The sequence below is a fragment of the Verrucomicrobiia bacterium genome (genome assembly GCA_035765895.1).
In the GTDB taxonomy this organism is placed as follows: Bacteria; Verrucomicrobiota; Verrucomicrobiia; order Limisphaerales; family DSYF01; genus DSYF01.
The window spans coordinates 1-12,644 of sequence record DASTWL010000002.1 but is presented as its reverse complement, the minus strand read 5'-3'; the positions used below and the strand labels follow the sequence as shown (position 1 = coordinate 12,644).

The 12,644-nt window shown below is 62.2% G+C and carries 12 protein-coding genes; 3 read left to right on the top strand and 9 right to left on the bottom strand.

Going from position 1 to position 12,644, the window contains the following annotated elements; genetic code table 11:
• Nucleotides 1-10: 10 nt before the first annotated feature.
• The 6 genes from pstB to VFV96_00055 all read right to left on the bottom strand — a co-directional run bounded on the left by pstB (nucleotide 11) and on the right by VFV96_00055 (nucleotide 6,785).
• A complete protein-coding gene (gene pstB, locus VFV96_00080; GenBank protein HEU5068794.1) occupies nucleotides 11-889 on the bottom strand; it encodes a phosphate ABC transporter ATP-binding protein PstB in 879 nt (292 codons plus the stop codon).
• A 2-nt stretch (nucleotides 890-891) separates the two neighbouring features.
• Nucleotides 892-1,746: a phosphate ABC transporter permease PstA gene (pstA, locus tag VFV96_00075; GenBank protein HEU5068793.1), complete on the bottom strand. Its 855-nt coding sequence runs from the start codon at nucleotides 1,744-1,746 to the stop codon at nucleotides 892-894.
• A 2-nt stretch (nucleotides 1,747-1,748) separates the two neighbouring features.
• Complete coding sequence (gene pstC / locus VFV96_00070; protein ID HEU5068792.1) at nucleotides 1,749-2,726, bottom strand: phosphate ABC transporter permease subunit PstC; 978 nt, start codon at nucleotides 2,724-2,726, stop codon at nucleotides 1,749-1,751.
• A 102-nt stretch (nucleotides 2,727-2,828) separates the two neighbouring features.
• Complete coding sequence (pstS, locus tag VFV96_00065; GenBank protein ID HEU5068791.1) at nucleotides 2,829-3,848, bottom strand: phosphate ABC transporter substrate-binding protein PstS; 1,020 nt, start codon at nucleotides 3,846-3,848, stop codon at nucleotides 2,829-2,831.
• A gap of 66 nt (nucleotides 3,849-3,914) precedes the next feature.
• Complete coding sequence (locus tag VFV96_00060; GenBank protein HEU5068790.1) at nucleotides 3,915-5,186, bottom strand: putative porin; 1,272 nt, start codon at nucleotides 5,184-5,186, stop codon at nucleotides 3,915-3,917.
• A 216-nt stretch (nucleotides 5,187-5,402) separates the two neighbouring features.
• Nucleotides 5,403-6,785, bottom strand: coding sequence for a putative porin (locus tag VFV96_00055; GenBank protein HEU5068789.1), 1,383 nt, complete (start codon nucleotides 6,783-6,785; stop codon nucleotides 5,403-5,405).
• 164 nt (nucleotides 6,786-6,949) lie between these two features.
• On the opposite strand from VFV96_00055, the gene VFV96_00050 reads away from it, so the two are divergent.
• Together VFV96_00050 and VFV96_00045 are read left to right on the top strand one after the other, a co-directional pair.
• Entirely contained in the window at nucleotides 6,950-7,846 is an 897-nt protein-coding gene (locus VFV96_00050) for a TIM barrel protein (protein HEU5068788.1), read from the top strand.
• A gap of 107 nt (nucleotides 7,847-7,953) precedes the next feature.
• Nucleotides 7,954-8,268, top strand: a complete 315-nt coding sequence (locus tag VFV96_00045; GenBank protein ID HEU5068787.1) for a C4-type zinc ribbon domain-containing protein — start codon at nucleotides 7,954-7,956, stop codon at nucleotides 8,266-8,268.
• Nucleotides 8,269-8,357: 89 nt separating this feature from the next.
• Here VFV96_00045 and VFV96_00040 read toward each other — a convergent pair whose 3' ends face one another.
• Together VFV96_00040 and VFV96_00035 are read right to left on the bottom strand one after the other, a co-directional pair.
• On the bottom strand, nucleotides 8,358-9,458 hold the full coding sequence (locus VFV96_00040) for a sugar kinase (GenBank protein HEU5068786.1): 1,101 nt from the start codon (nucleotides 9,456-9,458) through the stop codon (nucleotides 8,358-8,360).
• A 50-nt stretch (nucleotides 9,459-9,508) separates the two neighbouring features.
• Nucleotides 9,509-10,963, bottom strand: a complete 1,455-nt coding sequence (locus VFV96_00035) for a hypothetical protein (GenBank protein ID HEU5068785.1) — start codon at nucleotides 10,961-10,963, stop codon at nucleotides 9,509-9,511.
• A 303-nt stretch (nucleotides 10,964-11,266) separates the two neighbouring features.
• Here VFV96_00035 and VFV96_00030 point away from each other — a divergent pair, with 303 nt between their 5' ends.
• Nucleotides 11,267-11,761, top strand: a complete 495-nt coding sequence (locus tag VFV96_00030; protein ID HEU5068784.1) for a YlbF family regulator — start codon at nucleotides 11,267-11,269, stop codon at nucleotides 11,759-11,761.
• Between the two features lie 76 nt (nucleotides 11,762-11,837).
• Here VFV96_00030 and era read toward each other — a convergent pair.
• Nucleotides 11,838-12,644 (bottom strand): GTPase Era (gene era / locus VFV96_00025; GenBank protein ID HEU5068783.1); only part of this gene is annotated, 807 nt, incomplete at its 5' end.

Here is a 12,644-nt window from a genome sequence, read left to right as displayed (position 1 = left end):
CAAAATGAAATCAACCGAAGCGGCCGGTGACGTAATCCTCGGTCTGCTTGTTGGCCGGCGCGGTGAAAATCTTTTCGGTCGTGTTGAATTCCACCAGCGAGCCGAGATAGAAGAACGCCGTAAAGTCCGACATGCGCGCCGCCTGCTGCATGTTGTGGGTGACGATGACGACGGTGAGGTTTTGTTTCAATTCGAGGATCAGTTCCTCGATGCGGGAAGTGGCAATCGGGTCGAGCGCCGACGCGGGCTCGTCCATCAACAATACTTCCGGCTGCACCGCCAGTGCGCGGGCAATGCACAGGCGTTGCTGCTGACCGCCCGAAAGGCTGATGGCGGGCGCATTCAGGCGGTCCTTGACCTCGTCCCACAGGGCGCCCATGCGCAGCGCCTGTTCCGTGCGTTCGACGAGCAGCTTGCGGTTGCGAACGCCGTTGAGCCGGAGCCCGACCGTGACGTTGTCCGCGATGGACATGGTCGGGAACGGGTTGGACTTCTGGAACACCATGCCGACGCGGCGGCGAACCACCACCGGATCAACTTGGTGGCTGTAAATGTCGTGGCCGAACAGGCGGATTTCGCCCTCCATGCGCGCCTCGGGAACGAGTTCGTGCATGCGGTTGAGCGAGCGCAGGAAGGTGGATTTGCCGCAGCCGCTGGGGCCGATGATGGCCGTCACGGCACGCGCCTGGATGTTGATGGAAATGTTTTTCAACACCTGGTTGGCGCCGAAGAAAATGCTCAGGTTCTTGACCGTGAGCGCCAGTTCAGGCGACGCGGTTCCGGCCTGGATGCCGGCGGGCGCGGCCGGCTCGGCGCGCGGCGGAACGGGCGCGTTCGCCGGCGCGGGCGGATTCGGCTGGGGCGGTTCGGCAACGAAGGGAGTCGGCATGCTTAGTGATTTTTTTGCGCAAGACGGTCGCGGGTCAAGACGCGAACGCTCACGTTGATGAAAGTGATGAGCAGCAGCAGCACGAGGGCGCCCGCCCACGCCTGCCGGTGCCAGTCTTCGTAGGGCGAAATGGCGTAGTTGAAAATCTGCAACGGCACCGCGGCGATGGGATCGGAAAGGTTGTGGTTCCAGTAGCGGTTGCCAAACGCCGTGAAGAGCAGCGGCGCGGTTTCACCGGCCACGCGGGCCAGCGCGAGCAGGACCCCGGTAACAATGCCCTTGAGCGCGGTGCGGACGACGATCTGGACGATGGTGCGCCATTGGGCGATGCCCAGCGCGAGGGACGCCTCCCGATAGCCGTTGGGCACCAGCTGCAGCACCTCCTCCGTGGTGCGCATGATGAGCGGAACCATCATCATGCCCAGCACGATGCCGCCGGCCCAGGCGGAGAATCCCTTCATCGGCACGACCATCAGCGCATAGACCACCATGCCCCACGTGATTGAGGGCACGCCGTTCAACACATCGGCGCCAAAGCGGATCCAGCGGTTCAAGCGGTTCGAGCCATATTCGGAAAGATAAACGCCGCCCAGCACGCCGACCGGAACCCCGATCGTCGCAGCCAGCCCGAGCAGGATGAACGTGCCGACAATCGCGTTGGCCATGCCGCCCCCCGGTTCACCGACCGGCTTGGGCAGTTGCGTGAAGAAGGCCCAGTTCAGCGCGCTGAAACCCGATTTGACCAGGTGATAGAACAGCAGGCAAAGCGGCGCAATCACCAGCAGCGCACAGGCCAGCGTGACGATCTGCATGAGGACGTTCTTGAACTTCCGCCAGCGATGGTTCGGCGCGTTCATGACTAGCGTTGTCCCTTCACCCCCGGACCGCCCAAGGTTTTCAAAAGGAGCTGCGCCAGCGCGTTGACGAGAATGGTCACGCCCAGCAGCACGAGCCCGAGTTCAAACAGCGCGTGCAGGTAGAGGTCCGTGGTGGCCTCGGTGAATTCGTTCGCCACCACGCTGGCCAGCGTGTAGCCCGGTGCGAACAGGGACTTGGCGATTTCCGGGCGGTTGCCGATGACCATCGTCACGGCCATCGTCTCGCCCAACGCGCGGCCGAGTCCGAGAATCGTCGCACCAAACAGGCCCTTCTTCGCGTAGCTCAGGACGGCGATGCGCGTCACCTCCCAACGCGTCGCGCCAAGCGCGTAGGCCGCCTCGCGTTGCAGGCCGGGCACGGAACGGATGATCTCGCGCGAGACGGACGTGATGATGGGAATGATCATGATGGCGAGAATGATGCCGCCCGCCAGCATGCTGACGCCGTAGATCGGCCCTTGAAACAGCGGCAAAAAACCGAGCGTGCTCTTCAGCCAGGGAAAGAGATGCACCCGCAGCCACGGCACCATGACGAAGATGCCCCACAGGCCGAGAATGACGCTCGGCACGGCGGACAACAGCTCGATGAAGATGGTCAGCGGCTGCCGCAACCAGCGGGGCGCCATTTCGGTGAGAAACACGGCGCTGGCCACGCTGAGCGGCACCGCGATGACCAGCGCGATGAGCGACGACACCAGCGTGCCGAAGATGAACGGCAGCGCGCCAAACTGTTCGCTGACGGGATCCCAGTCGCTGCTCACGAGGAAGCGCCAGCCGAATTTCTTCAGGGCGAGCGTCGAGCCGTGCGCCAGTTCGTAGCCGATCAGCCCAATCAGGGCGAACACGCTCAATGCCATGAACAGCGTCAGCCATTTGAAGGCATGATCGCCGAACTTGTGTTGCGTCAGGTGATGCTCACCCGGCGCGGACTTCGGAACGGTTGTTGCAACGTCTGGCATGGCCGCCGGTTTCCGTAAAAATGATGGGGACGAAGAGCGAGGAGGAACTGTTCGCTCTTCGTCCCGCGCCAGCCCGAGGTTAACGGGCGCCCCAACAAAGTGTCAGTATTTAATTGTGCCAACCAGCTTGAGCACGCGTTGCTGGACATTTTCCGGCAACGGCGCGTAGTCCAGCTGGGCCGACAGCTTCTGCCCTTCGGTCACGGCCCATTTCAGAAACCCGGCAAGCTTCTCGCCATGATCGGCCTTCTTCTGATGCTGATACACCAGAATCCAGCTGGCGCCGGCGATGGGGTAGGCCTTTTCGCCCGGCGGATTGACCATCGAGAAGCGGAAGTCGTCGGGAATCGTGGCCGTGGCGAGCGCGGCGCTGACGGATTCCGGCGAGGGCGAGACAAAACTGCCCGCCGCATTCTTCACATCGGCATACGGCATCTTGTTCTGGTTGGCGTAGGCGAGTTCCGCGTAGCCAATGGCGCCGGGCAGTTGCTTGACCTGGCCCGCCACGCCTTCGCTGCCTTTGCCGCCCAGCCCGGTGGGCCACTTGACGGAAACATCCTTGCCAACCTGCGATTTCCACGCCGGACTGACGCTGCTGAGGTAGTCGGTGAAGATGAAGGTCGTGCCGCTGCCGTCCGAGCGATGCACGACGATGATTTCCATGTCGGGCAGCTTCACGCCCGGGTTCAACGCCGCGATCCGCGCGTCGTTCCACTTGGCCACCTTGCCGAGGAAAATGTCCGCGAGCGTTGCGCCGTCGAGCTTGAGCTTCGGATTCCCGGGCAGGTTGTAGATGATCGCCACGCCGCCGGCCACAACCGGCAGGTGCAGGATTTTGCCCGGCCCCTTGGCCATCGCCTCGTCCGTCATGGGGGCATCGGAGGCGCCAAAGTCCACCGTTTCGTTGAGCAACTGGCGCTGCCCGCCGCCGGAGCCGATGGACTGGTAGTTGAAGCGCGTGTTGGGATCGAGCTTGGCGTAGGCGTCGAACCACTTGGAGAATGCCGGGAGGTCGAAGGTGGAGCCCGCGCCGTTGATGAGCAGCGGTTCCGCCGCCTGGGTGAGCCCCGCAAACGCCACGAGGGCGCCGGCGGCCAATGCAAACAGTTTCGAGGTATTCATGAGGTTCTTCATGTCCGTGGGATTAGACCACAAATGATTTGGGATTCAGGTTACAGTTGAGAAACTTTAGAACTTCCACATCAAATCAGCCATGATGTGAGTGCCGCCGTTGTTCGCCGGACCGGCGTTGATGAGATCGTTGAAATAGCCGGTGAAGGTGAAGGTCAGCGCATCAGTGAGGGCGTAGTTCAGCTTGACGAGGTGGCCCTTGATGTTGGTGCCGTGAATCATGCCCCCGTTGTAGGCGACGTTGTCGTCGTCCACAAAACCCTCATACCAGGCATCCGCCTCCAGGCGTTGGTAGCGGTAGGAGAGATCCCACGTGCCGCGTTTGCCGGCCTTGCCAAGCGTGGCCCCGATCGAATACCCCTCGCCGTTGCTCGAAACCGCCGGATTGTCCATATATTCGCCCGCCAGCTTGATCGGGCATTCACCCGGGAAAAGCGGGAAATGATCCAGCTTGTAGGTCGCGCTGCCGCTGAGGACGTAGGGATTGAAGTTGTTCTGCGTGTTGCCGGTGTTGCCGTTGGCGAGTGCGGCGTCATTGCCCGCGCGGTTGCCGAGGCCGAAGGCCGCAATGCCCACAGAGCTGTCCACCTTGGAACTCCACCTGGCATTCCACAACGCCTGGGCGCCGAGCAGGTAGGGATCGTGCGACGAACCACCCAGCTCATCCACCACGAAGCCGGCCGTGTTGAACTGGAGCGAGTGCTGGTCGTTGATCTTGTAACCGGCTTGCAGCGCCCCGCCCTCGGGCGTGTAATCCGGATCAAACACCATGGCCGACAATTGGAACGGGTTGCCCATCTTGCCGATGGTGGTGCCGAGGGTCCACTCGCCGTCGTGAATGGGCGTCCATTTCGCGTAAGCCTTGTCAATCCAGATGGGCTTCTTGGTGCCGTTGTTTTCGAGCGTCGTGTTGTTCGACAGCGCGTTGCCGCCGGAATCCCCGCTGCCCAGCGTCAGGCCCACTTCAAAATCATCCTGCAGCTTGGCGGTGATGCCCGCGCGCACGCGGTAGCGCAGCCGGTAACGATCCGTAAACGCCGAGTTGTCCGAGCCGAGGTAATCGAGCCGGCCGCGGAAATCGCCGTTCAACTTGAACGAGCTCACCCAGGCGGGCAAGCCGAGATTGGCAGACAGGTTCTTGGAAAACTCCCTGTCGTTCTCCTTGCTCAAGTCCTTGGCTTCGGCCTCGGTCAGGATGCCCTTTTGAACGAGCTTGTTGAGCAGCGCGTCATCCGACTGGGCCGTTGCCTTGTTGGCGCAGGCCACGGAGGCGGCGACGCCGGCGGCGGTCAGTGCGAGTTTCGTGTATTTGGTCATGGTGTGTTTCATGCAAGTATTGCGTTGCACGGACACACTGTGACGGGCGTGTTACACCCATGCGGCGGCATTGTGACAATTCGGTGACAAGGATCCCGCCTTGAAAATCTCGGATTGGCAGCGATCAAGTTCGGTCACTGGCCGGATTTCACGGAGTCTGGCTTGGACAATGCTGTTCCGCGTCGTCCGCACGCGGCCTCCGGCCCGGCGCGGCTCCGCTGGACGAAGCTAAAACCGCCAGAGCGCGTCAACCTGGACCCGGTTAACCAGGCTTGCGGGGTCGGTCCCGCCATTCACCGTCGGTTCATTGATGAGGCCGGTAAGATACCACTTCACACTGAGCGTCAAAGAATCGTAGGGGGAATAGGCCAGCCTCACGATGTGCCCGCGCACGTTGGTGCCAGTGTAGTAGCCGGGTGCGTCGTTCACGCCAAAGTTCAATCCGCTCGTGGAAGCCCAGTAGCCGCCAAAATCGTCGTCCACCACCTCTTCCCAGATGGCATTTGCGCCAAGCCATTTGTATTCATAGGAAAGCTCCCATGTGCCCTTTTTGCCGGTCCGGCCGAGGACCAGTCCCGCCGACCAGCCGAAGTTGTCGGCGCTCGCGGGGGCCGCGGGATTGTTCAAATACGTGCCCACCAGCGTGACGGGAAACGGCCCCGCAGACCACGGCACTTGAGCGGCCCGCCAGGTGATTGCGGCATCCGCCAGCACGGGGTTGAACTTGAACTGCGGAACCGCCGCCGCCGCGCTGACGCTGCCGGCGGGAAGCACGCGCCAGTTGCCCGTGTTCATGTTGGGCACCGCCCCGTTGCTCAATTCGTCCACATTGGCAAACGAAAAAACCATCAGCCCCAGGGACGACGACCACTGCGAAGCCCATTGCGATTCCCACCGCAACTGGCTGCCAAGCAGGAACGGATCGTGGCTGGACAGTGAAATCTCATCGAGCACGAAACCGCCGTTGATCCAGCGCAAGGTTTGGCCCTGACGCAGCTCGTATTGCAACTGCAGCGCACCACCCTCGGGCGAGTAATCTGGATCGATGCCCAGGCCAATTTCGGAAAATACAAAGGGCTCGGGCAGCTTCCCAAACGCCACGTCACCTTTCCAAGCCCCGGTGTGCAGGGGCATCCATCGCCCGTAAACCTGGTCAATCAGGACGCCCTTTTTGGAGCCGTTGTTCTGCAGGGTCTGGTTGGGTGACAACGGACTCGCCCCGGCGGCCAGGGCGCTGTCCATGTCGCCGGAAGCAAGCCGAAAGCCCACCTCGAAGTCGTCCTGCAACGTCGCCACGAATCCGAAGCGAATCCGGTAGCGCCATCGCAACCGGTCAACGCCCGCCTGATTGTCGGGCAGAATGTCATCAAAGCGGCCACGAAAATCGCCACCGAGTTTGAAGGCCGTGACCCACGGCGGCATGCCCGCCTTGGCGGTGAAGGCCGTCGCGGCGGGGTGCTCTGATTCGGCCTTGAGCTGCTTCGCTTCGTCCGTGGTCAAAATGCCCTTCTCAACGAGCTTGTTGAGCAAGGCTTCATTGGACTGCGCCGCCGCGGACCACGCCCACAACAGGCCAATAGCCATCGTAAGAACAGTAGTTGGAAGTTTCATTTTCGCGGTGTCTGCATCCCAGTTCGGCTGGTCCGGAAGGTTTTGGCCGGCCACCGAACTTGGCAAATCACCGCGGGCGTCGCAACCGCCGTTTCGCAACGGCCGGCGAATCATCCGCGCCCAATTTGCGTGCATTCCCCGGCTGTCCTGCTAAAGGATTGGCCATGCAATCCACCATGTCCCGCCGCTCCGCCATCCGCAAAATTGCCGGCAGCGCCGCCGTGGCCGCCGCCACCACCGCCCTGCCCCAACTGGCCCGGGCCGAATCACCCGCGCCCACCAAGCTCAAGGGCCGCATCAATCACAGCGCGTGCCGCTGGTGCTACGGCAAGATTTCGCTCGACGACCTGTGTGTGGCGGGCAAGGAAATCGGGCTGGTGGCGATCGACCTGCTCAATCCGGATGAATTCGCCACGGTCAAAAAGCATGGGCTGACCTGCTCCATGGTCAGCTTCCCGGTCATCGATGGTTTGGGCGGCATCGGCAAGGCGTTCAACCGCATTGAACATCACGACAAGCTGGTGCAGGCCTATGAAAAGCGCCTCCAGGAAACGGCCGACGCGGGTTTCGAACGGCTGATCTGCTTCTCGGGGAACCGCGACGGACTCGCCGACGACAAGGGATTGGACAACTGCGAAACGGGCCTCAAGCGCATCCTGCCGCTCGCGGAAAAGCTGAAGGTGACCTTGTGCATGGAACTGCTGAACAGCAAGCGCAGCCACAAGGATTACCAATGCGACCATGTGGCGTGGGGCGTGGAACTGGTCAAGCGCATCAGCTCGGAGCGGTTCAAGCTGCTCTACGACATTTTCCACATGCAGATCATGGATGGCGACGTGTGCGACACCATCCGGGAGAACCACCAATACTTCGACCATTACCACACCGGCGGCGTGCCGGGCCGGGGCGAAATTGACGAGACCCAGGAACTGCATTACCCGCGCATCATGCAGGCCATCGTGGACACCGGCTACAAGGGCTACGTGGCCCAGGAGTTCGTGCCCAGGCGCCCCGACGCCCTCGCGTCGCTCAAGCAGGGCGTGCTCATTTGCGACGTGTAATCCACCCTGGCGCCTGATTTGCGTGCAGGGCAGGCACATAGCCCGGCGCAGCCTGCACGATGGCCGGCGTTGTGGCAGGGTGAGGCATGCACAAGGCGCTGCAAAACATGCTTCAACTGCAAGCCCTGCTCCGGCAACCCGCCGTGCCGCGCCGGTTGCAGCGGATTCAGGAAGCGGAAATCAAAAAGGTCCGGCACCGGCTGCCCGCCGACCTGCGGCGGCACTTTGAACATCTGCTTCACCACGGCCGCTCGCCCGTCGCAGCCCTCACCGAATCCGGGGCCTGCGGGAATTGCCACCTTAAGCTGACCCCTTCGCAAGTGCTCCACATCCACTGGGCCACAGAACAAATTCACAGCTGCCCGCATTGCGGTTGCTTTCTTTACGCGCCGCCGGAAATGGAAAAGCGCGCCGCCGCGTGAAGTTGAAATTTGTTCGTGGCGCCGGCCTCAACTGCCAGCGCAGCGCAAGTCGTCTCCTCCAACCAAGGCGCAATGCCGGCGCGAAAACGTCAACGCTGCACGCGCGCCCCGCCGCCCCTCACCAACTTCTCAACCTCGGCGAGGTTCGCCATGCTGGTGTCTCCGGGAGTGGTCATCGCCAGCGCGCCGTGGGCGGCCCCGTAGTCAACCGCCGCCTGCGCATGGCCGGTGGTCATCATCCCGTAAATGAAGCCGGACGCAAAACTGTCGCCACCGCCGACGCGGTCGAGGATTTCCAGATCCGGATAAGGGCGGCTCTCGTAAAATTTGCCGTCATGCCACGCAATCGCGCCCCAATCATTGACGGTCGCGGTCTTGGCGGCGCGCAGCGTGGTGGCGGTGGCCTTGAAGTTCGGGTATTCCTTGATGACCGTTTCAATCATGCGCTGAAACGCCGTCACGTCGATGTGCAGCAAATTCTCATCGGCGCCTTCGACGTGAAAGCCAAGACAGGCGGTGAAGTCCTCCTCGTTGCCGATCATCACGTCCACGTAGCGCGCGATTTCCTTGTTCACCTCCTGCGCGCGCGCCTGGCCGCCAATGGATTTCCAGAGCGACGGACGGTAGTTCAAATCGTAACTGACCACGGTGCCGTGCTCCTTGGCCTTCTTGACGCACTCGATCACGAGTTGCGGCGTGGTGTCGCTCAAGGCGGCGAAGATGCCGCCCGTGTGCAGCCAGCGCACCCCGAGCGTGCCGAAAATGTGGTCCCAGTCGAAATCACCCGGCTTGAGTTGTGACGCCGCGCTGAGCCCGCGGTCGGACACGCCCAAGGCCCCGCGCACGCCGAAACCGCGCTCCGTGAAATTGAGGCCGTTGCGCACGCTGCGCCCGACGCCATCGAAGGGCAGCCATTTGATGAAGTCGGTGGCCACCCCGCCCTGCAGGATGAAGTCCTCGAGCAGCCGGCCCACGTCGTTGTCCGCAAACGCGGTCGCCACGGCCGTCCGGAGTCCGAAGCACCGGCGCAGACCACGCGCCACGTTGTATTCGCCGCCGCCTTCCCAGACGCGGAATTCGCGCGCGGTGCGGATGCGGCCCTCGCCGGGGTCAAGGCGCAGCATGATTTCGCCGAGGGAAAGCTCGTCGTATTCGCAGGAGCCGGCCGGTCGGATTTGCAGTGTCGCCATGGTGTTCGTTCCTGAATGGTCCGCGCATGGTGCGCCAAACCCGCGCGAACTCAACGGGAATTTGAGTTTCCCTGTTCAACCGTTGGAAAGCGCAGGCGCGGGTCGGCCAGATCGAGGCGATACATGAGCTGGTTGTAATCGTAGCGCGGCGTGGGCTGGTCATTGCCGGAGAAGGTGTGGCTGTAAGTGCCCTCGAAGTAAACGTAACGGCCGCCGGCCTCATCAAAGAACGGCAGCTGCGCCGGATTGTAGAACGAATACTTCTCGTGGGTCACGATGCGCTTCGCCTGGCGCCAGGGACCGAGCGGGCTCGTCGCTTCGGCATACCAGACTTCGCCCAAATGGGAGCGCCCGCCGATTTGCACGCCAATCAGAATCCAGCACTGGCGAAAGGCGTTCCAATGAATTGAGGCGTGCTGCATTTCGACCGGGTCGCCCGAATCGACATCGATCAACTGATAGCGCGCCTCGTCGGGCCGCAGCCGCCCGCGCCGAACGAGTTCACGCTCCGCCTTCTGGGTCAATGGTGGATGCCTGTTCTGCCAGTTCCAAACGACATGGTCCTGCGCGTCGCGCCCAATGCGCGGCTGCGCCGGCGTGCTGTCGGGAGCGAGGCATGTGAATGCCTGATAGCTCGCCGGATTCGTGACGCTGGCCAGGTCGGCCTTGACCCGCACCGTGGCGAACGGACGGGCGAAAACAAAATAGTTTGTGCCCGCGTCCCGCCACTCAAACGGTCGCCCGGCAATGAACCGCCAGCTTTCCCGCAAGTCCTCCTCCCGGACCTTTACAAACTGCTCCCGGGCATCGTCGAAAATCATCAATCCCTGTTCGACTTTGGTGCCGAGATTTTTCATGCGACGGTAATGCGTTACCATCACTTCGCGGCCGGCATTCGTCACGACCACCGGCTGCTCGATCCAAACCGGACCGCCGCCGGCAACGGGCGCCATGCCGCGGCTGAAACCGTTGGCGTCGGTGAAATAGTGAAGGTTGACGCCCTGCGATGGGGAAAGCCCGCCGTGGTCCGGCAGTTCGGAGGTGGCGCCCGCAGTGGCAAAATTACCCAGCGGATACTCCGCCCGGGAGGTGTCCCCCCAGAACCAGTAGATGTGTCCGTGATACAATGCAGGGACCGATGAATCCTGCCCCACGACGTCGCCGTTCAAGACCGGTTCAGCGATGGGCGCAGGTTCGCCCAGCAATACGGTGTCGCGGTAGATGCCCTCGCCGGTGATGCGATACAGCCGTTCGGCAATGTTGATCCGCTTCAGTTTGATTTCGGCCCGGCCGCCGGGCTCGGGCCGCAAACGCACACCGGCATTGCCAAAGCCGTCGCGGGGAAATTCATAGCCGTGGCTCCACACGTGAAACCAAACGTCGCGCCCCATCAGGCCAGGCTCGGCGAAAGCCACCAGGCCGGCGCTGTCGGTGTAGTAACGCACCTGGCTCACGGTTCGCAGCTCCACCAACGGCACGCCCCGTCCAGTGGCGGAATCGACCACGCAAATCCGGAAGAACGCGTTGGTCCCGGCGGCATGCACCGGACCTGGACAAACGCCGACCAACAGCCACCCGGCCAGCATCAGCCTCAGACCAACGCGAAAAACCGGCATTCCTTGGGCACGGGCGGTTGCGGCTGAGGAAGAAGCGGCATGCACCGCTTGAAAATGAGGTATTTAACCCGGCCCGACAAGCGCGGCAAAACGCGCATTTGCATTCGCCGGCAAGCTGTGGAACTATCCCGCCGCGGCCGCGCCGGAGCATTCGTTCGCCCCGTCACCGGGCCGCCAAAACCAAAGAAGAACATGTCAGCCATCGCTCAAGACCCGGTCGTCCTGCAAAAAACCCAGGACCTTTGCCAGACCATTCTGAACCAGTCCACCATGCGCACGATGCGCCAGCGGATCGACGCCTTCATGGGCGACGAAGCCGCGCGCAACCAGTATGAAACCGTCATGCGCAAAGGCCGCGCGCTGCACGAAAAGCAGCACCAGTCGCTGCCCTTGAGCGGTGAGGAAATCACGGATTTCGAGCAAAGCCGCGATGCCCTGCTCGCCAATCCCGTGGCGCGCGGATTCATCGATGCCCAGGAGGAATTGCACGGGCTGCGCGACACGATCCAGGACTACGTTTCCAAGACCATCGAACTGGGCCGGTTGCCCAAGGCGGAGGATTTTGAGCAAGGCGGCTGCTGCGGCGGTCACGGCGACGGCGATTGCTGTGGTGGCGATCATGACCACGACCATGATCATGCTCACGGCCACGAACACAGCCATGGTGGCTGTGGCTGCAGCCACTGAAAGACCTTTCCGACAAACAAAGGCCAGCCCGCGTCGGGCTGGCCTTTTTGTTTTCCGGCGCGACCGGCTCAGCGCCTCACTTCAACATCTTTTTGTCCACCAGCACTTCGAGGTCGAGTGACACCTTCTTGCCCGTGAGCTTGCGCAACTGTTGCTGCGCGGCCAGCCGCAGGGACTTCACCATGCGGGCCTTGGCGCCAATCAACATCCGTTGGTAACGGTCGCTGGGCGTGAGGATGGTTGCCTTCACCCGTAAAACCGGCTTTCCGGTTTCACTGACAGCTTCTTCGATGGCGTCCAGTTCGACGCTGGTCCGGTAAGGCACCTCTTCGCCGGTCTGGAGATAGATCTGCTCGCGAATCACTTCGGCAAAGGTGAACTCCCGCGTGGCATTGCTGACCTGCTCGGGCGGATACAACGCCGGCCCGACAGGCAGTTGCTGGATGATGGCGTCGGTCAACGCCGCAAGGTTTTGCCGGTCAATGGCCGAAACTTCCACCACCGCCGCGTAATCGTTCTGCTTCATGAACCACGGACTGCGGTAACGCCGATACGGCACGTCCGTCTTGTTCAAACAGAGAATCTTGGGCTTGGATTGCTTCGCCAAAACCGCGAGGACAATTTCGTCCTCCTCGCCAATCGGCCGGGTCGGGTCCGCCACGTGCACGATCACATCCACGTCAGCCAGCGCTTCCTTGGCGCGTTTGTGCAGCGTTTCCACCAGGGCGCTCGCGTGCGTCTTGAAGAATCCCGGCGTGTCCACAAACACAATCTGCCCCTCCGGCCGGTTCACCACGCCGTGAATGGCCTCGCGGGTGGTTTGCGGGCGCGGTGTCACGATCGAGACTTTCGTCCCAACGAGCGCGTTCAGCAGGGTGGATTT